The organism is Mycobacterium sp. IDR2000157661 (assembly GCF_022317005.1).
GTDB lineage: Bacteria > Actinomycetota > Actinomycetes > Mycobacteriales > Mycobacteriaceae > Mycobacterium.
In genome coordinates this window covers 4,506,718-4,524,544 of the sequence record NZ_CP081006.1, presented here as the reverse complement: position 1 = coordinate 4,524,544, position 17,827 = coordinate 4,506,718, and the positions used below count along the sequence as shown (strand labels likewise).

The 17,827-nt window shown below is 68.3% G+C and carries 20 protein-coding genes and 1 pseudogene; 10 read left to right on the top strand and 11 right to left on the bottom strand.

The window, feature by feature from the left end; genetic code table 11:
• Positions 1-6 precede the first annotated feature (6 nt).
• The 4 genes from K3G64_RS23215 to ppgK all read right to left on the bottom strand — a co-directional run bounded on the left by K3G64_RS23215 (position 7) and on the right by ppgK (position 4,178).
• On the bottom strand, positions 7-1,071 hold the full coding sequence (locus K3G64_RS23215; protein ID WP_238950954.1) for an acetylserotonin O-methyltransferase: 1,065 nt from the start codon (positions 1,069-1,071) through the stop codon (positions 7-9).
• A 41-nt stretch (positions 1,072-1,112) separates the two neighbouring features.
• Positions 1,113-1,526 (bottom strand): YkvA family protein, encoded by a 414-nt coding sequence (locus K3G64_RS23210; RefSeq protein WP_238887647.1) that lies wholly within the window; start codon positions 1,524-1,526, stop codon positions 1,113-1,115.
• Positions 1,527-1,616: 90 nt separating this feature from the next.
• Positions 1,617-3,188, bottom strand: coding sequence for an RNA polymerase sigma factor (locus K3G64_RS23205; protein ID WP_238887646.1), 1,572 nt, complete (start codon positions 3,186-3,188; stop codon positions 1,617-1,619).
• 180 nt (positions 3,189-3,368) lie between these two features.
• The gene (ppgK, locus tag K3G64_RS23200; RefSeq protein WP_238887645.1) at positions 3,369-4,178 is read right to left on the bottom strand and encodes a polyphosphate--glucose phosphotransferase; all 810 of its coding nucleotides are present in this window, start codon (positions 4,176-4,178) and stop codon (positions 3,369-3,371) included.
• Between the two features lie 125 nt (positions 4,179-4,303).
• Between ppgK and K3G64_RS23195 the strand changes: the two genes are divergently transcribed.
• Positions 4,304-5,149 (top strand): inositol monophosphatase family protein, encoded by an 846-nt coding sequence (locus K3G64_RS23195; RefSeq protein WP_238887644.1) that lies wholly within the window; start codon positions 4,304-4,306, stop codon positions 5,147-5,149.
• Positions 5,150-5,179: 30 nt separating this feature from the next.
• Here the strand turns inward: K3G64_RS23195 and cei are convergent, their stop codons facing one another.
• Entirely contained in the window at positions 5,180-5,836 is a 657-nt protein-coding gene (gene cei, locus K3G64_RS23190; RefSeq protein WP_238887643.1) for an envelope integrity protein Cei, read from the bottom strand.
• 166 nt (positions 5,837-6,002) lie between these two features.
• Here cei and K3G64_RS23185 point away from each other — a divergent pair, with 166 nt between their 5' ends.
• Complete coding sequence (locus K3G64_RS23185; protein ID WP_238887641.1) at positions 6,003-6,305, top strand: DUF4193 domain-containing protein; 303 nt, start codon at positions 6,003-6,005, stop codon at positions 6,303-6,305.
• Between the two features lie 48 nt (positions 6,306-6,353).
• Here the strand turns inward: K3G64_RS23185 and K3G64_RS23180 are convergent, their stop codons facing one another.
• On the bottom strand, positions 6,354-6,830 hold the full coding sequence (locus K3G64_RS23180; RefSeq protein WP_238887626.1) for a DUF3093 domain-containing protein: 477 nt from the start codon (positions 6,828-6,830) through the stop codon (positions 6,354-6,356).
• A gap of 25 nt (positions 6,831-6,855) precedes the next feature.
• Between K3G64_RS23180 and dut the strand changes: the two genes are divergently transcribed.
• Complete coding sequence (gene dut, locus K3G64_RS23175; protein ID WP_238887624.1) at positions 6,856-7,320, top strand: dUTP diphosphatase; 465 nt, start codon at positions 6,856-6,858, stop codon at positions 7,318-7,320.
• Positions 7,320-8,099 carry a DUF3710 domain-containing protein gene (locus K3G64_RS23170; protein WP_238887622.1) on the top strand — a complete coding sequence of 260 codons (780 nt, stop codon included), beginning with the start codon at positions 7,320-7,322 and terminating at the stop codon, positions 8,097-8,099. Before dut ends, K3G64_RS23170 begins: the two co-directional genes overlap by 1 nt.
• Here K3G64_RS23170 and K3G64_RS23165 read toward each other — a convergent pair.
• Positions 8,096-8,800, bottom strand: a complete 705-nt coding sequence (locus K3G64_RS23165) for an alpha/beta hydrolase (RefSeq protein WP_238887621.1) — start codon at positions 8,798-8,800, stop codon at positions 8,096-8,098. The genes K3G64_RS23170 and K3G64_RS23165 overlap by 4 nt on opposite strands.
• Before the next feature lie 134 nt (positions 8,801-8,934).
• On the opposite strand from K3G64_RS23165, the gene K3G64_RS23160 reads away from it, so the two are divergent.
• Together K3G64_RS23160 and K3G64_RS23155 are read left to right on the top strand one after the other, a co-directional pair.
• On the top strand, positions 8,935-9,306 hold the full coding sequence (locus tag K3G64_RS23160) for an OB-fold nucleic acid binding domain-containing protein (protein ID WP_238887619.1): 372 nt from the start codon (positions 8,935-8,937) through the stop codon (positions 9,304-9,306).
• Positions 9,303-10,016: a DUF3159 domain-containing protein gene (locus K3G64_RS23155; RefSeq protein ID WP_238887617.1), complete on the top strand. Its 714-nt coding sequence runs from the start codon at positions 9,303-9,305 to the stop codon at positions 10,014-10,016. The genes K3G64_RS23160 and K3G64_RS23155 overlap by 4 nt, the downstream gene beginning before the upstream one ends.
• A 24-nt stretch (positions 10,017-10,040) precedes the next feature.
• Here K3G64_RS23155 and K3G64_RS23150 read toward each other — a convergent pair whose 3' ends face one another.
• The 4 genes and pseudogenes from K3G64_RS23150 to K3G64_RS23135 all read right to left on the bottom strand — a co-directional run bounded on the left by K3G64_RS23150 (position 10,041) and on the right by K3G64_RS23135 (position 13,447).
• Positions 10,041-10,703, bottom strand: coding sequence for a potassium channel family protein (locus K3G64_RS23150; RefSeq protein WP_238887615.1), 663 nt, complete (start codon positions 10,701-10,703; stop codon positions 10,041-10,043).
• Positions 10,696-12,033, bottom strand: a complete 1,338-nt coding sequence (locus K3G64_RS23145) for a TrkH family potassium uptake protein (RefSeq protein WP_238887614.1) — start codon at positions 12,031-12,033, stop codon at positions 10,696-10,698. The genes K3G64_RS23150 and K3G64_RS23145 overlap by 8 nt, the downstream gene beginning before the upstream one ends.
• A gap of 34 nt (positions 12,034-12,067) precedes the next feature.
• Positions 12,068-12,729, bottom strand: a pseudogene (locus tag K3G64_RS23140) (potassium channel family protein).
• Between the two features lie 43 nt (positions 12,730-12,772).
• Positions 12,773-13,447 carry a potassium channel family protein gene (locus tag K3G64_RS23135; RefSeq protein ID WP_238887612.1) on the bottom strand — a complete coding sequence of 225 codons (675 nt, stop codon included), beginning with the start codon at positions 13,445-13,447 and terminating at the stop codon, positions 12,773-12,775.
• Between the two features lie 114 nt (positions 13,448-13,561).
• On the opposite strand from K3G64_RS23135, the gene K3G64_RS23130 reads away from it, so the two are divergent.
• The 4 genes from K3G64_RS23130 to K3G64_RS23115 are packed head-to-tail and all read left to right on the top strand — an operon-like array spanning position 13,562 to position 17,825.
• Positions 13,562-15,556, top strand: coding sequence for an APC family permease (locus tag K3G64_RS23130; protein ID WP_238887610.1), 1,995 nt, complete (start codon positions 13,562-13,564; stop codon positions 15,554-15,556).
• Positions 15,553-16,779 (top strand): class I SAM-dependent RNA methyltransferase, encoded by a 1,227-nt coding sequence (locus K3G64_RS23125; RefSeq protein WP_238887608.1) that lies wholly within the window; start codon positions 15,553-15,555, stop codon positions 16,777-16,779. The genes K3G64_RS23130 and K3G64_RS23125 overlap by 4 nt, the downstream gene beginning before the upstream one ends.
• Positions 16,780-16,812: 33 nt before the next feature.
• The gene (locus tag K3G64_RS23120; protein WP_238887606.1) at positions 16,813-17,256 is read left to right on the top strand and encodes an SRPBCC family protein; all 444 of its coding nucleotides are present in this window, start codon (positions 16,813-16,815) and stop codon (positions 17,254-17,256) included.
• Between the two features lie 53 nt (positions 17,257-17,309).
• Positions 17,310-17,825, top strand: coding sequence for an MSMEG_6728 family protein (locus K3G64_RS23115; protein WP_238887605.1), 516 nt, complete (start codon positions 17,310-17,312; stop codon positions 17,823-17,825).
• The last annotated feature ends 2 nt before the right edge of the window (positions 17,826-17,827 follow it).

The following is a 17,827-nucleotide window of genomic DNA, read 5'->3' as shown; positions in this document are numbered from 1 at the left end:
GGGGGCTCAGACCGGCGAGGCCTCCACGATCGACACCGGGGTCACCGTCTCGACGACCCGATCCAACCGGAACCCGGCGCGGCTCAGCAGTTCCGAATACTCGGCGCGGGTGCGCTCGCGGCCGCCGACGGTCACCAGCATCTCGAGGTCGAGCTGGTATCCGACGAACGGCGTGGTGCGCTCCGGCAGCACCATCTCCAGCATCAGCAGCTTGCCCTGCGGCGTAATGGCCGTGCGGATGTTGCGCAGGATGGTCAGCGACGACTCGTCGTCCCAGTCGTGGATGATGTTCTTCATCACATAGGCGTCGCCCCCGCCGGGCACGCGCTCGAGAAACGAGCCGCCCTCGGCTGTGCAGCGATCGGCGACCCCGGCGGCGGCGAACACCGGGTCGGCGCCCGCGACTACGGCGGGCAGGTCGTAGAGCAACCCGCGAGCGCCCGGAGCGCGGTGCAGGATGGTCGACAGCAGCCGGCCCTGGCCGCCGCCGACATCCACGACGAGCTTGAAATCAGTGAAATCATAGGCAGCGAGCGCGATTTCATTGGTCATGCCGCTGGTTGCGGTCATCGCGGCGTTGAAGACCTGCGCCAGCTCCCGATCGGTCTCGAGGTAGTCCCAATACGGCATGCCGCGCAACTTGAGCACCGACGGCTCGCCGGTCTGCACGGAGTGCAGCAGGTTTCCCCAGTCCTCCCAGCGCGCCCGGTGCCCGACGAACAGGATCATGTCGCGCATCGATCCCGGTACGTCGGAGCGCAGCGCTTGTCCCACTTTGGTGAGCGCGAAGGACCCGTTGCGGCGGTGGCGCAGCAGGCCTTTGGACGCAAGCGCCCGCATCAGCCGGTAGAGCGCATCGGGATCGGCACCCACTCGTGGGGCGATATCGGCCGCCCGGGCCGCCCCGTCGGCCAACTCGTCGGCGATGCCCAGCTTGGCAGCGACGTACATCGTCTGAGTGGTCCAGGCGCCGGTGGCCATCTCGAGTACGGCGACACTCGGCGGCACCGTCGAACGGTGCGCGCTCTGCAGCCCCGCGCGCAACCGGCCGACGGCGCGGACGACGAACATGGGTGGGACGGCTACGGGCTTCTCGGGCACGGGCGCAGACACTACCGGTTCGGCAGGCGACACAGTCTGTGCAGTGCGTCGAGACCGTCCGGCGTGCCGGGCCAGTGCCGGGCAAGCGCGTCGGCTCCGGCGCTGCGTGTCACAGACCGCAGCACCACCGCGACGACCACGGCGTCGTCGGCGTAGCCGAGGACCGGGACGAAGTCGGGGATCAGGTCGATCGGCAGCGCGAGATAGCCGAGCAGCACGGCCAGTTGAAGTCGAACGCGCCGGGGCAGCGTCGGGTCGGCGGCCAGCCGCTTGAGCAGGCGCAGGATGTCGGGAAGCAGGCGCAGCGCGTCGCGCAACCCGGTGGCGTCCGGCCGGGTGAACCACAGCACCCCGAGCAGCGCCAGCCACACCGTCAGCACGCCCGCGGCGACGCCCAGCGGAATCGACCACCACTGCGACCACATGGGAATCCTTCGTCGCGACCACACGAGCAATGCCCGCCACGCCGAGGCGGCAGGGCGCGTCGCGTCTGCTCAAGCGAGCCGACGCGACCCTCAGTCCAGGTAGTCGCGCAGCACCTGAGAACGGCTGGGGTGGCGCAGTTTCGACATCGTCTTGGACTCGATCTGGCGGATGCGCTCGCGGGTCACGCCGTACACCTGACCGATCTCGTCGAGCGTGCGGGGCTGACCATCGGTGAGCCCGAATCGCAGCCGCACCACACCGGCTTCACGCTCGGACAACGTCTCCAGCACCGATTGCAACTGATCCTGCAACAGGGTGAAGCTCACCGCGTCGACGGCCACCACGGCCTCGGAGTCCTCGATGAAATCGCCGAGTTGCGAATCACCCTCATCGCCGATGGTCTGGTCCAGAGAGATCGGCTCACGTGCGTACTGCTGGATCTCCAGCACCTTCTCCGGCGTGATGTCCATCTCCTTGGCCAGTTCCTCGGGCGTGGGCTCGCGGCCCAGGTCCTGCAGCAGCTCACGCTGGATACGGCCGAGCTTGTTGATGACCTCCACCATGTGCACCGGGATGCGGATGGTGCGGGCCTGGTCGGCCATCGCGCGGGTGATCGCCTGGCGGATCCACCACGTGGCGTACGTCGAGAACTTGTAACCCTTGGTGTAGTCGAACTTCTCCACCGCACGGATCAGGCCGAGGTTGCCTTCCTGGATCAAGTCGAGGAACGCCATGCCGCGGCCGGTGTAACGCTTGGCCAGCGACACCACCAGCCGCAGGTTGGCTTCCAGGAGATGGTTCTTCGCACGGTCACCGTCGCGACAGATCCACATCATGTCGCGGCGCTGCGCGGCGGGCAGCTTCTCGCCCTTCTCGGCGAGCTCGTTCATCAGCTGGGTGGCGTACAGGCCGGCCTCGATGCGCTTGGCGAGCTCGACCTCTTCTTCGGCGTTGAGCAGCGCCACCTTGCCGATCTGCTTGAGGTAGGCGCGGACCGAATCGGCCGACGCGGTGAGCTCGGCGTCCTTGCGGGCCTGCCGTAGCGCCTCGGACTCCTCCTCGTCCCACACGAAGTCACCCGAGGCCTTGTCCTTCTCGGACGGTTCGGGATGCTCGTCGTCCTCGGCGGCAGCGTCCTTGGCGGGGGCCGCAGCGGGCGCGTCGCCCTCGGCCACCTCCTCGCCATCCTCGGCCTCGTCGCCGGACCCCTCGACGGCCTCGTCGCTGACCTCAAGATCGTCGAGGTCCAGATCGGTGTCCTCGACCTCCAGGTCCTCGCCGGGTTCGGTTTCCAGGTCGTCGTCGGTGGCGAGGTCGGCGCTGTCGGTGTCGGTCTTCGTCGCGTCCGCCTCGGTGGCGGCGCCCTTCTTGGCGCGCCCGCGCGGGGCGGGTCCGGCGGCCTTCTTCGCCGCACCGGATTCGCGGCTCGCCGCGGGGGCCTTCTTGGCGGGCGCCTTCGCGGCTGCCTTGGCGGCCTTCTTGGCCGGCGCGGCGGCGTTGTCGGACTTCGTCGCCCGCGTGCTCTTGGCGGCCTTCTTCGCCGGCGCCGATCCGTTGGCGGTGCGCGATTCGCGGCTCGCCGCGGCCTTCTTTGCGGGGGCCTTGGTGGCGGTGCGCTTCACCGGCTCATCGGTCGCCGGGCTTGCCTTTGTCGCTGCCACGTACACCCTTTCGTCTTGAAACTCATCGCGGGCATGGGTGTGCCCCGTCGAAACGCGTCGGCTGTCGAATATTGGCGGTGATGATCGCCGCTATCCGGCTGCGTGTCCGCCGTCGACCATTGTAACGACAGTGTGGGGGGAAGCCGCCCTGAGCGGCAAATTCAACCGGCCCGGGCGTGGCTACTTGGCGGTAGCCGTGACGTCGACCTCGGCGGCCATCGCCGCACCGACGATCCCGGCGGTGTTCTGCAGTGCGGCGGCCACCACGGGGGTGCGGTTCTTGAGCAGCGGTATCCACTTGTCGGCCTTGCGGCTGATGCCGCCGCCGGCGATGAACAGGTCAGGCCAGATCGCGTTCTCGATCGCCACCAGCACTTTCGTCACCTCGACGGTCCAGCGCTGGTAGCTCCAGTCCTTGCGTTCCTTGACCGACGACGCGGCCCGGTGCTCGGCCTCCTTGCCGCCGACCTCGATGTGGCCGAATTCGGTGTTGGGCAGCAGCACGCCGTTGTGGATCACCGCCGAGCCGATGCCGGTTCCGAAGGTCAGCAGCACGATGACGCCTGTGTTCTCGCGACCCGCCCCGTACTTCTCCTCGGCCAGCCCGGCGGCATCCGCGTCATTGAGCACGGTCACGCGCTGCCCATTGAGGGCGCCGCCGATTACCTCGACGGCGTTGGCGCCGATCCAGTCCTTGTCGACGTTGGCGGCCGTGCGCACAACTCCCTCGGTGACCACTCCCGGGTACGTCACGCCGAGCGGGCCCTCCCAGCCGAAGTGCGCGACGACTTCGGCGATGGTCTTGGCGACCGCATCGGGGGTTGCCGGCTGCGGGGTGAGCAGCTTGAACCGCTCACCGACCAGCTGCCCGGTTTCCAGATCGACGATGCCGCCCTTGACGCCGCTGCCACCGACGTCGACGCCGAACCCGCGCCGTGGCATGCCGCCGTCGGCGCGCGGGTCCGCGGTGGGGGAATCGGTGGCGGTCATAACGCTCCTCACAAAAGGCCGGCAGGTGCGGCGCGCCCCACATTAGTGGCTCGGGAAACGTCATGCGGGGCTGTCGCCCAACAGGTGGCCGGGTGGTACCTGCGGCAGTGTGCTGCGATGGAGCGGTGAGCGGAACCGACACCGATCCCGCCGAGCTGCGGTCGGTCGCCGAACAATTGGCCGCCGAAGCGGCCGGCTTCGTGCTCAGACGGCGCGCGGAGGTTTTCAGCGAGACGACCTCCGACACGCCCGAGGTCCGGGCCAAGAGCACCCCTACCGACCCGGTCACCGTGGTCGACACCGAGACCGAACGACTGATCCGCGAGCGCCTGGCCGTGCTGCGCCCGGGGGACCACGTCATGGGCGAGGAGGAGGGCGGCACGCATCCCGCACGGGACGGGGAACTCACCTGGGTGCTCGACCCGATCGACGGGACGGTCAACTTCGTCTACGGCCTCGACACCTACGCCGTGTCCGTCGCGGTGCAGCGCGGCAGGGTATCGGTGGCCGGCGCGGTCGCCAACGTGCCCACTGGCGCGTTGTATTCCGCGGCCGCCGGCCACGGCGCCCGTGTGGTGCGCGGCGGCGTGGTGTCAGCGCTGCACGCCAGCGCGGCCGACGACCTGTCGATGGCGCTGGTGGGCACCGGCTTCTCGTATGCCCGGGACCAGCGGCAACGGCAGGCCGAGATTCTCACCATGATGCTGCCGGCGGTCCGCGACGTGCGCCGCATGGGTTCGTGCGCGCTCGACCTGTGCATGGTCGCCGCAGGCCAACTGGACGCCTACTACGAGGACGGTGTTCACGTCTGGGACTGGGCCGCGGGCGCCCTGATCGCCGCCGAGGCCGGCGCGGTGCTGCGGCTGCCGTCCGGTGACGGGGCGGCCGGCGGTCCCGGTTTCATCGCGGCCGCCGCGCCGGGGGTGGCCGCCGCACTGGACACGGCACTCCGGCGGGCCGGCGCCGTCTAGCGAGTTACGCTGCGCCGCTGGCCCTTTCGCTCAGCACGCAGCGCTGTGGGCCTGCACCACCAGCGCCTGATCGGCGGTCTGAGTGGCGTCCGGGCGCAGGCTGGAGAGCACCGCCTCGATGTCGTCGTTGCTGGCCAGTTCGGAGAAGTCGGTGCCAAGGGCCAAGTCGACGGTGTCGTCGGGGCGCTCGTCCTGATACAACTCGGTGCACGGCGCGACAAGCCAGACCGCGGCGGCCGCAGCCCGCCCGGACTCGCCGAACCGGATCTGTCCCTGACACTGTAGGCGGGCGGTCTCGTAGAGGGGATCGTTGGCTGCGGTCGGTTCGGCGAAACCCAGGTCTTTCAGCGCGCCGGCGACCTCGGCGGCTTGCCCGCCCTGCCCGCTGGCATTGAGCACCCGGATCGTGGTGTCGGCGAGCGGGGCAGGTTCCACCTCGCGCATGTCGGCGCGGGAGACCTGCTCGCCGAGCGTGGGCGCCGGCGCGTTCGGATCCGCCGGTGCGGGCGGCGGATTGCACGCGGCCAACTCCTCGACATCGGCCGGCTGATTCAGCACGATGGCCCAAACCAGCAGGGTCACCACCGACAGCGCGGCGAACAGCAGCGCCGCAGGCAGGAAGTTGCGCCGACGGAAGGGCCGACCGTGCTTGTCGAACGCCGTGCCCTCTGTGATTTGCGTGACCACGAGTGCACTCTAAAGCCCCAGTTGCAGCGGAGTTCGGGTGGCATGATCGCTAATGTGACGTAAATCACAGTGAACCGCCTACCTATGCGGGCACGAATCATTTGGTGGATGCGTTCCACGCTGGTACAAACCTCTGCTGCACAGCTTTATATCGGAGGGGACGAGGATGGCTACCGATTACGACGCCCCACGGCGTAGTGAGACCGACGACGTCTCCGAAGATTCGCTCGAGGAACTGAAGGCACGGCGCAACGAGGCGCAGTCTGCCGTCGTCGACGTCGACGAATCCGAGACCGCCGAGAACTTCGAGCTGCCCGGTGCCGACCTGTCGGGAGAAGAGCTCTCGGTGCGGGTCATCCCGAAGCAGGCCGACGAGTTCACCTGTTCGAGCTGCTTCCTGGTTCACCACCGCAGCCGGCTGGCCAGCGAGAAGAACGGCATGATGATCTGCTCGGACTGCGCTGCTTAACTGCTCAGGTTTGATTCGCAGTTCAACTGCTCAAGTTTGATTCGCAGTTCAACTGCGGAGCGCCGCCAGGAGCTTGTCCGGGTGCCGACAGCTCACCAACCAGTACGGGGTCGGGTCGTCGGGATCGTCGAGCACCAGCAGCACCATCGGGCCGACCCAGGCCCGGTGCACGACGTAGGCCGCCGGGTCCAATTGGCGCCCCAGGGCGGCGGACTTCGCGCTGCGGGGCACCTCGGCCGAGCGCGACACCACGTCGACGGGCAGATGGGCGGCATTCACCCACAGTTCGGTGGCGCCGGAACCGCCCACCACCCGCACCTCGGTGCGGCCCAGCCACAGCAGCACGACCACGGCGACCGGTAACAGCACCGCGTAGGGCAGCCACACCGGCACGGCGGGTACACCCTGATTGACCTCAAGTGAGATCAAGCCCCCGAGCCCGAGACCGGGCGGCCACCACCACCACGGCACCCACAGCCGTTCGCGGTAGCGCACGGATTGCGACGTGGCGCGCGTGTCGGACACGCGGCCAAGAGTAATCTCTGACGTCGTGTCCACCTCTCTTGCGGTTGTGCGCTTGGACCGGGATCTGCCGATGCCGGGCCGTGCCCATGACGGCGACGCCGGCGTCGACCTCTACAGCGCGCTCGACGTGGAACTGGCACCGGGTCAGCGCGCTCTGGTGCCGACCGGCATCGCGGTGGCCATCCCGTACGGGATGGTCGGCCTGATCCATCCGCGCTCGGGTCTTGCTGCGCGCGTTGGGCTTTCGATCGTGAACAGCCCCGGCACGATCGACGCCGGCTACCGCGGCGAGATCAAGGTGGCGCTGATCAACCTCGACCCGCAGCAACCCATCCTCGTGCACCGGGGGGACCGGATCGCACAGTTGTTGGTGCAGCGGGTCGAACTGCCCGAACTGGTCGAGGTGACGTCGTTCGACGAAGCCGGTCTGGGCATGACAACCCGTGGCGACGGCGGCCACGGCTCCTCCGGCGGACATGCGAGTTTGTGATGGCATTCAGTAGGCGTAAAGGCAACGACGAGCCCGGCGACTCCGCCGAGGAGGTCGTCGAACAGGCGAAGCAGGACACTGCGGAACCCGGCGACGGGGACCTCGACGGGCCGTTCGACATCGAGGACTTCGACGATCCGGCGGTCGCCGCGACCGGACGGCTCGACCTCGGCTCGGTGCTGATTCCGCTGCCCCCGGCGGGACAGGTGCAGGTCGAGCTCACCCAGCAGGGCGTGCCCAGCGCGATCTGGGTCGTCACAGCGCACGGCCGGTTCACCATCGCCGCCTACGCCGCGCCCAAGACCAGCGGGCTGTGGCGCGACATCGCCACCGAACTGGCCGAGTCGCTGCGCAAGGACGGCGCCCAGGTCTCGATCAAGGACGGCCCGTGGGGTCGCGAGGTCGTCGGAGTGGCGTCCGCCCCGCCCGAGCAGGCAGGCCAGCCGGGTGTCGTCCGGTTCATCGGCGTCGACGGCTACCGCTGGATGATCCGCTGCGTCGTCAACGGCCCGCAGGACCACATCGACGCCCTCACCGACGAAGCGCGAAAGGCGCTGACGGACACCGTGGTTCGCCGCGGGGACACGCCGTTTCCGGTGCGCACGCCGCTGGCGGTCGAGCTGCCGGAGGCGATGGCCAACCAGTTGCGCGCGGCGGCCGAACAAGCCGCGGCCCAGCAGGCGCAGCAGTCCGGCCAGCAGCCACCCGCCGCACCGGCCGCGCGCCGCAGCGCGCAGGGTTCGGCGATGCAGCAATTGCGTACCATCACCGGCGGTTAGCCGGCCACATCGCGCAGCGCCGCCAGGCACGCGGCGCCCAGCACTGCCGGATCTGCGCCCAGATCGGCGAGCGTGACGGTGCGCAACGCGGCCAGCGGTGCCGCGGCCACCCACTCGGCCGCGACTTCCGCCGGGTGCACCGGGTCGTCGATCGCCGCCACCACCCCCATCGGCGCCGCCAGGCGCGCCAGTTCCGCACAGCTGGGGGCGACGTAGCCGGCCGCCTCTTCCATCGCCTCGGGCAGCGCAGGCCACTGGCCCAGCCACGAGCGGGCCAGTTCATCGGCCAGCCACTGCGGGCTGCCAGCCCGCATCGCGGCCGTTGCCGCGGCCAGCCCGTGGCGGCGCAGCATCTGGGCCGAGTGGCGCGCCGCTGCCGCGGCGGGCGCCCACTGCGGTGAGCCGGTCCATGCCGGCAACGCGGCGAGCACCGCGACAGCGCGGCCGGGATGGGCGAGCGCCCACTCGACGGCCACGGCCGCGCCGATCGACACCCCGCCCACCGCGATCGGCCCAGCCAGCGCCGCCTCGCCGAGCGCGTCGCGGTAGCCCGCGACCAGGCGGTGCGGCTGCGGCGCCGGGGTGACGACGACGGCGCCGGCGTCGTGCAGGGCCGCCGAGAACGCCCGGTAGACGAAGTCGTCGTCGGAACCCGTGCCGGGCAGAAGGACCGCCGAAACCCCGCGCAGATCGACCGCCATACGTTGATCGTGCCCGGCCCGGCACCCGCCCGGCGCGCCGACCCGACCCTGCGTGGCAGTTCGGAACCAACAGGTCTAACGTGGCGTTGGATTGGGTAGATCCATGGTGGATCTGCGATAGGTCAGGAGAGGCCATGGCAACGGCCGAAGGGTATCTGCGTCGGCTCACTCGGCGGCTGACGGAAGACCCCGAACAACTTGACGTGGAGCAGCTCAGCGACGAAGCCGCGATGACCGGCGCACAGAAGGCGATCGACTGTCAACGCGGCCAAGAAGTCACGATGGTCGGCACCCTGCGCACAGTCGAGTGCAACGGCAAGGGTTGCGCCGGCGGCGTGAAAGCCGAGCTGTTCGACGGCACCGACTCCGTCATGCTGGTGTGGCTGGGTCAACGCCGCATCCCCGGCATCGAATCGGGCCGAACGCTGCGAGTGCACGGCCGTGTCGGCAAACTCGACAACGGCTCCAAGGCCATCTACAACCCGCACTACGAGATCCAGAAGTGAGCGCACCCGGAACCGAACCGGGGCAGCCCACCACGCCGAACTCCAAGGCTCACGCCATTCTCGACCAGATGGGCGGCATCAGTGGCCTGATCTACTCCTCGCTGCCCATCGTGGCGTTCGTCCCGGTGTCTCAGCTCTTCGGGCTGATGCCCGCCATCGCCGCCGCCTTGGGCGTCGCCGCCCTGGTGTTGGTGTGGCGCCTGGCGCGGCGGGAATCCGCCCAGCCCGCGATCTCCGGGTTCTTCGGTGTGGGTATATGCGCCCTGATCGCCTATGTGACGGGGGAGTCCAAAGGATACTTCCTGTGGGGCATCTGGATGTCGCTGCTGTGGGCGACGGTGTTCGCGCTGTCGGTGCTCGTGCGGCGTCCGGTGGTGGGTTACCTGTGGGGCTGGATCAGCGGGCACGGTCCAGGGTGGCGACGGGTCCGCAAGGCCGTGACGGCCTTCGACATCGCGACGCTGGTGTGGGTGGCGGTGTTCGCCTCCCGCTTCCTGGTGCAGAACCATCTCTACGACGCCGACCAGACCGGGTGGCTGGGAGTGGCCCGCATCGCCATGGGCTGGCCGCTGACCGCCGTCGCCGCGCTGGTGACCTACCTGGCCATCCGCACCGCGCAACGCGCCATGCGTGCCGACGAGCAATCGGGCGAGCACGACGGCGAGTTGCACACCGAGTACGGGGATGTCACTCAGCCGGAGTCCCGCTGAGCCCGAGCCAACCGCTCTCATGCGTCAGTCCAGGCGTGCCAGCTTCTCGATGTCCCGTGGCCGGCCGGTCACCAGGATGACGTCGTCGTAGGTCAGCTCGGTCTCCGCCGACGCGTAGGTGAAATCGTTCTCGCCGCTTTTCACCGCCACCACGGTGATGCCGTACTTGGAGCGAACCTTCGTGCCACCGAGCGGTAGCCCTGTCATGGCCTTGGGCGGCACGATCTTGGCGATGGCGAAGTCCTGATCGACTTGCAGGTAGTCGAGCAATTGCCCGGACACCAGGTGAGCGACCCGTTCGCCGGCCTCTCGTTCGGGAAACACCACATGGGTGGCGCCCACGCGTTCGAGTATGCGGCCGTGGTGGGCGGTGATTGCCTTGGCCCAGATGTCCTCGATGCCGAGCTCTACGAGTAGTGACGTGATGAGAATGCTGGCTTCGATGCCCGTGCCGACTGCGACCACCGCGCGGTAGAACTCGTCGACACCGAGTTCCCGCAACGCGTCGATGTCCGTGCAATCGGCTGCCACCACCTGCGTGAGCTGACCGGACAGGCTTTGAACCAGCTTCGGTGACTCGTCGATCGCCAGGACCTCGGTGCCCCTTCTGGTCAGTTCCAAGGCGATGGCGCTACCGAACCGACCGAGACCGATGACCACCACCGGTTCGTTTCTCGTCTCAGCCAATGATTGTCCTTTCCGAAGGCCGCTCGTAGCGGTGTTCTCGCTGGCGTAGTGCCAGGGCAGAGGCAAGAGTGAGGGGGCCAAGCCGGCCGACATACATCATCACCACCAACAACCACGTCGCCGAATCAGGCAGAGCTGCAGTGATTCCGGTGGACAGCCCGACGGTGCTCAGGGCGGATATCGCTTCGAACAGCACTTGGTCGAGGCTGTAATCGCTCATCGCCAGCAGTGCGAAGGTTCCCAGCCCGGACAGCGTGACGAACAGCATGAATACGGCGAGCGCCTGCCTCTGGTTGTCCGCGGGAACCTGCCGCACTCCGACGTTGACCCGGCTCTCGCCACGCATCTCGGCCCAGAGCACGAAGGCCAGCAGTCCGACGGTGGTCACCTTGACGCCACCGGCCGTGCTGGCGCTGCCGCCGCCGATGAACATCAACACGTCGGTGAACATGAGGCCCTCGGGAGTCATCGCGGCGATGTCGACTGCGTTGAAGCCGGCCGTGCGCGGCATCGTGGCCGTGAACACGGCGGCGACGAGGCGAGAACCCATCGAGAGCGGTCCGAGCGTTCCCGGGTTGTCATGCTCGATGGTCGCTATCAGCAGCGTGCCGACGAGTAGAAGAACGGACGTGACAACGACAGTGATCCTGGTGGTCACCGACCAGGTGCGCGGACGGCGCCAGGACCTCGCCAATTCGAAGACCACCGGGAACCCCAGTCCGCCGATGATCACCGCCGCAGCAATCGTCAACATGATCACGGAGTCGTCGACATAACGGACGAGGCTGTCAGGATACAGTGCGAACCCGGCGTTGTTGAACGCTGATACGGCGTGAAAGACGCCGTGCCACAACGCATCTGAGACAGGCATGCCGTAACGCCCGGCGAAGCGCGTCACGAGCACGATTGCGACGACAAGCTCACACGCCACGCTGAAGAGCGTCACATTGCGCATCAGCCGACCGATGTCCCGAACGGTGAGAGTCCGGGTCTGCGCCTGGGCGATCAACCGGGCGCGCAGGCCGAGTCGACGGGACAGCAGCACCACCAGCAGCGACGCCACCGTCATGATTCCGAGCCCACCGAGCTGAATCCCGACCAGGATGACCGTTTCCCCGAACGCCGACCAATAGGTCGCCGTGTCGACGGTGACCAAGCCGGTGACGCAGACGGCCGAGGTTGAGGTGAACACCGCATCCAACAACGGCGCTCGTTGTCCGGTTTCGGTGGCGAACGGTAGGAACAGCAGGACCGTGCAGAGCGCGATCGCCGCCGCGAAAGCGACGACGATCACCCGTGCAGGGTGGAACCTCTCCGCGCTGCCGGCCACTGGCAGATGCTACGTCCGGTGTCGGTCCGGCCGCCTATCGCGCGCCGTCGAGCAGCGATCGCCGCAAGTCGTCCTCGGCTTCGGCAACCGCCACGAAGAGCAGTTCGTCACCGCCCTCCAAGGGCTCGTCAGCTTCCGGCACGATCACCCGCGGCCCGCGCAGGATTGTCACCAGCGTGCAGTCCCGGGGTAACTCGAGCCGCTTGACGGCGCGGCCCCCCAGGGCGTGTCGTCGGGAAGCGTGATCTCCACGAGGTTCGCCTGCCCCTTGCGGAACTCCATCAACCGCACCAGGTCACCGACCGCGACGGCCTCCTCCACCAGTGAGGCCAGCATGCGGGGGGTGGACACCGCGACGTCCACGCCCCAGCTCTCGTCGAACAGCCACTCGTTGCGTGGATCGTTGACGCGGGCGACCACCCGCGGCACCGCAAACTCCGTCTTGGCCAGCAGGCTGACCACGACATTGACCTTGTCGTCGCCCGTCGCGGCGATCACCACGTCGAATTCCTCGAGCCGCACCGACTCCAGCACGCTCAATTCACATGCGTCGCCGAGCCGCCACTGCGCCGCGGGGATGGCGTCGACGTCGATGTGGCTGGGGCTGCGCTCGAGCAGCGTCACCTCGTGGGTGTCGACGAGCTCGCGCGCGATGGACCGGCCTACCGCGCCGGCTCCAGCGATGGCGACCTTCATCGGTGTCGCTCCTCCATGTACCCGATAGTGCCGCAGGCGCCGGTCATGCGCTCTCGAGGTCCTCGCTGGGCGGCAGCGCCGCGATGGCGAGCGCTTCGGAGATATGGCCTGCGATCGCGGCCATGTACACCTGATCGCCCGCCTGGATGACGGTCTTGGCGTCGGGCAGCAGACCGGCCCCGAACCGGATCAGAAATGCGACCCTGCCGCCGGTCGAGGCCTCCAACTCGCTGAGTCCCCGACCTACCCACCCCTCGTGCAATGCCAATTCGGTCACTCCGACATTGCCGGTGGGGTCGCGCCACCGGGTGGTCTCGGTCTCGCGGGTCAGCACGTTGAGCAGCCGGTCGGTGGTCCACGGCACGGTGGCCACCGTGGGAATGCCCAGCCGCTCATAGACCGCTGCACGCTTGGCGTCATAGATGCGCGCAACCACGCGCTCCACGCCGAAGGTCTCGCGCGCCACCCTTGCCGAGATGATGTTGGAGTTGTCGCCGGAGGACACCGCCGCGAACGCGCCCGCCTCCTCGATCCCGGCTCGCAGCAGCACATCGCGGTCAAAGCCCATGCCCAGGACGCGTTCACCGGAGAACTCCGGTGAGAGCCGGTGGAAGGCGGTGCCGTCGCGGTCGATCACCGCGACGTCGTGGCCGATCCGCGCCAGACTGTCCGACAGGGACGCGCCGACGCGGCCGCACCCCATCACGACCACACGCATCTGACGGCCCCTTTCCTTGGCGGGCTCTCACCGTGGCGGTGTCACACGGTGTTCGTCGTAACCACCCACCCGGAACGCTACAAGCATGCCGTCCTGCGCTTAATCTTGGCTCTCGTGTCCAAGCTTTCGACCGCCGCACGGCGACTGGTTCTCGGCCGGCCGTTCCGCAGTGACAAGCTGTCGCACCAGCTGCTGCCGAAGCGCATAGCGCTACCGGTGTTCGCCTCCGACCCGATGTCCTCGGTCGCCTATGCGCCCGAGGAGATCTTCCTGATGCTCTCGGTAGCCGGGCTTGCCGCCTATTCGATGGCGCCGTGGATCGGTGTGGCGGTGGCTGTCGTGCTGCTGATCGTGATCGCCAGCTACCGCCAGAACGTTCACGCCTACCCGTCCGGCGGCGGGGACTACGAGGTGGTGAGCACCAACCTCGGGCCCAATGCGGGCTTGACCGTCGCCAGCGCTCTGCTGGTCGACTACATCCTCACGGTGGCGGTATCAATCTCGTCGGCGGCTTCCAACATCGGATCGGCCGTGCCGTTCGTCGACACACACAAGGTCATGTTCGCGGTGACCGCGGTGGTATTGCTCACGGCGATCAACCTCCGTGGGATCCGAGAGTCGGGGACGGCCTTCGCCATTCCGACGTACGCCTTCTTGTTCGGGATGTACGCAATGATCGGCTGGGGAGTCATCCAGCTCTATGTGCTGGGTGAGCCGCTGCAAGCCGAATCCGCCGCCTTCGAACTGACTTCCGAGCACGACGACCTGTTCGGACTGGCCATGGTGTTCTTGGTGGCGCGCGCCTTCTCGTCCGGTTGTGCCGCGCTGACCGGAGTCGAGGCGATCAGTAACGGTGTGCCGGCCTTCCGCAAGCCCAAGTCCCGTAACGCCGCCACGACGTTGCTCATGCTGGGCGTCATCGCCGTGTCGCTGTTCATGGGCATGATCCTGTTGGCCATGGCAACCGGTGTGAAGGTCGCCGAGCGCCCGGATGAACAACTCATCGGCGCACCCGAGGGTTACCAGCAGAAGACATTGGTCGCTCAACTCGCCGAGACGATCTTTCACGGCTTCCCGCTGGGTCTCTATCTGATCACCGGTGTCACGGCGCTGATACTGGTACTGGCGGCCAACACCGCGTTCAACGGATTTCCGGTTCTGGGTTCGATCCTCGCGCAGGACCGCTACCTGCCGCGCCAACTGCACACCCGCGGCGACCGGCTGGCCTTCTCGAACGGCATCGTGTTCCTCGCGTTGGCCGCAATGGCATTCATCGTCGCATTCCGCGCCGAGGTGACGGCGCTCATCCACCTGTACATCGTCGGGGTGTTCGTGTCGTTCACGTTCAGCCAGATCGGCATGGTGCGGCACTGGACGCGGTTGCTTCGCACCGAGACCGACGGCGACGCACGCAGCCGAATGCAGCGCTCGCGCGCGATCAACACCGTCGGATTCATCGCGACCGGTTCGGTTCTGATCGTCGTGGGCTTGACGAAGTTCATTGCCGGCGCCTGGATTGCCGTGCTCGCCATGGGGGGCCTCTTCGTACTCATGAAGATGATCCGCCGCCACTATGACACGGTGGCTCGTGAGCTCGAGGAGCAAGAAACCGAGCACGACGGCATGGTGCTGCCCAGCCGTAACCACGCGATCGTGCTGGTGTCGAAGATGCACCTTCCCACCCTGCGCGCGATCGCCTATGCCAGGGCGACCCGCCCCGACATCTTGGAGGCGATCACGGTCAGCGTGGACGACGGCGAGACACGCGAACTCGTGCACAGGTGGGAGGAGAGCGACATCAGCGTGCCGCTCAAGGTCGTCGCCTCGCCCTACCGCGAGATAACCCGTCCGGTGCTCGATTATGTCAAGCGAGCGACGAAGAATTCGCCGCGCACCGTCGTCACCGTGTTCATCCCCGAGTACGTCGTCGGGCACTGGTGGGAACAGGTGCTGCACAACCAGAGTGCGCTGCGGCTCAAGGGCCGGCTGCTGTTCGAACCGAACGTGATGGTGACTTCGGTTCCGTGGCAACTGAATTCGTCGGAACGGCTCAGAACCCTGCAACCGCAGTCGGCGCCGGGTGACGCGCGCAGGGGCTTCCTGGATTGAGCGCCGACGGGGTACCCGCCGCCGGCGGTGCGGCCGAACTCACGTTGACCGTCGGCCCGCCCGCGAACGGCGGCAGCTGCGTGGCCCGACACGAGGGCCGCGTGGTCTTCGTGCGCTACGCGTTGCCGGGGGAGACGGTCCGGGCCCGGGTGGTCGCCGAGCGCGGCTCCTACTGGAACGCCGACGCCGTCGAGGTGCTGGAGCCGTCCGCCGACCGGGTCGAGTCCATCTGTCCGATCGCGGGATTCGACGGCGCCGGGTGCTGCGACATGGCGTTCGCCGAACCGGCCGCGGTGCGCGGGCTCAAGGGCGCCGTGGTCGCCAATCAGCTGGCCCGGCTGGGCGGCTACCTTTGGTGCGACGAGGCCGACGCGGCTGCTGAGCCGGTCGGCGACGTCGGCGCGACGGGATGGCGCACCCGGATCCGGCTGGACACCACCGCCGACGGCCGCGCCGGCTTCCACCGCTTCCACAGCGCCGAACTCGTCACAGACCTGAACTGTGCGCAGCTGCCCGACGGCATGGTCAACGGATTGGACGCCCGAACATGGCTACCCGGAGCGCAGCTGCACGTGGCCCTCGACGACGACGGCGCGCGGCACGTCGTGCAGACGGGGCCGCGGGCCGCACGCAGGGGCGCCACCCGGGTGGTCGAGGGCGACTACGAGGCGGTCCAGCGGATCGGGCGGCGGAGCTGGCGGGTGCCGGTGACGGCGTTCTGGCAGGCCCACCGCGACGCGACCCGCTGCTACAGCGACCTGGTCGCCGGCTGGGCGCAGCTGTCGGCGGGGATGACCGCCTGGGACCTGTATGGCGGCTCGGGGGTGTTCGCCGCCGTGCTGGCCGAAGCGGTCGGCGAGAGTGGCCAGGTCCTCACCGTCGACACGTCGCGTGCATCCTCGCGTGCGGCACGCGCCGCGCTGGCCGATCTGCCGCAGGTGTCGGTGGTCACCGATTCCGTGCGCCGGGCGCTGTCTGCGCAGCGCGATCGCGCCGACGTGGCGGTGCTCGACCCGCCGCGGTCGGGAGCCGGGCGCGAGGTGGTCGATCTGCTGGCCGCCGCGGCGACACCGCGGATCGTGCACATCGGCTGCGAGGCGGCGTCGTTCGCGCGCGACGTCGGGCTCTACCGCGCCCACGGCTACACGGTCGAGGACGTCCGGGTCTTCGACTCCTTTCCGCTGACCCACCATGTCGAATGCGTGGCGGTGCTCACCCGCTGAGCCGTAAAATCCTGTCGCGGCAGGGGAGTTCCGATGGCACGAGTCGACGTCAGCGTCGAGATCATCATCCGTCGTCCGCGTTCGGTGGTGGCCGCATACGCCGCCGATCCCGGCAACGCCACAGCGTGGTACGCCAACATCGTCAGCGTGCGACGGGAGACGCCGCCGCCGCTGGCCGTGGGGTCGAGGTTCGCCTTCGTCGCGCGCTTCTTGGGACGCACGCTGGCCTACACCTACGAGGTCATCGAGTACTGCGCCGAGCGCCGGTTCGTCATGCGCACCGCCGAAGGCCCGTTCCCCATGCAGACAAGCTACGAGTGGGATGACGCCGACGCGGCTGCAACCAGGATGACGCTGCGCAACCAGGGCGAGCCGTCGGGCTTCGCCGGTCTGGCGGCCCCGGTGATCGGCAGGGCGATGAAGCGGGCGACCACCAAGGACCTCGAACGGTTGAAGGCGATTCTCGAGTCGACTTGACTTCGCGGCGACGGTGCCGAGTGAAAGCCCGGGAGCGGGTATCCCCACCCGCGATGCAGACATTCCTGCCGTGCCCGGCGTTCGACGACTCGGCCCGTGTCCTCGACACCAGACGGCTGGGCAAGCAACGGGTAGAGACCATCCAGGTGGTACGGGCCTTGACGCGGCCCGGCTACGGGTGGCGCCACCATCCGGCCGCGGCGATGTGGGCCGGCTACGAGGAGGCTCTGGTGCGCTACGGGTTGGACGTGTGCGCGGCCTGGTGCCGACTCGGGCACGCCGACACCTGCGCGACCACGATGCTCGCCGACCTCACGGAGGCGACCGGTCTGGGCGTCCCGCGTACCCAGGCGGAGTTGGCCGACGCCGGCGAACTGCCACCCTGGCTCGGCGACCCGGTGTTTCACCGCAGCCACCAGTCGGTGCTGGTACGCAAGGACCCCGACCACTACCGACGCTTCTTCCCCGACGTTCCCGACGACCTGCCCTACGTCTGGCCGGGTTCCGACCGGCCGCGACGCATCGCCGTCGGCCCCGCCCCCGACGTGACGCCGCGACGGGAACGATGAGC

Excerpts from the sequence above, each read along its gene's own strand:
- K3G64_RS23215 (WP_238950954.1), bottom strand. The coding sequence starts at position 1,071 with ATGTTCGTCGTCCGCGCCGTCGGCCGGTTGCGCGCGGGGCTGCAGAGC.
- K3G64_RS23210 (WP_238887647.1), bottom strand. The coding sequence starts at position 1,526 with ATGTGGTCGCAGTGGTGGTCGATTCCGCTGGGCGTCGCCGCGGGCGTG.
- ppgK (WP_238887645.1), bottom strand. The coding sequence starts at position 4,178 with ATGACCGCCACCGATTCCCCCACCGCGGACCCGCGCGCCGACGGCGGC.
- K3G64_RS23185 (WP_238887641.1), top strand. The coding sequence starts at position 6,003 with ATGGCTACCGATTACGACGCCCCACGGCGTAGTGAGACCGACGACGTC.
- K3G64_RS23170 (WP_238887622.1), top strand. The coding sequence starts at position 7,320 with ATGGCATTCAGTAGGCGTAAAGGCAACGACGAGCCCGGCGACTCCGCC.
- K3G64_RS23165 (WP_238887621.1), bottom strand. The coding sequence starts at position 8,800 with ATGGCGGTCGATCTGCGCGGGGTTTCGGCGGTCCTTCTGCCCGGCACG.
- K3G64_RS23160 (WP_238887619.1), top strand. The coding sequence starts at position 8,935 with ATGGCAACGGCCGAAGGGTATCTGCGTCGGCTCACTCGGCGGCTGACG.
- K3G64_RS23135 (WP_238887612.1), bottom strand. The coding sequence starts at position 13,447 with ATGCGTGTGGTCGTGATGGGGTGCGGCCGCGTCGGCGCGTCCCTGTCG.
- K3G64_RS23120 (WP_238887606.1), top strand. The coding sequence starts at position 16,813 with ATGGCACGAGTCGACGTCAGCGTCGAGATCATCATCCGTCGTCCGCGT.
- K3G64_RS23115 (WP_238887605.1), top strand. The coding sequence starts at position 17,310 with ATGCAGACATTCCTGCCGTGCCCGGCGTTCGACGACTCGGCCCGTGTC.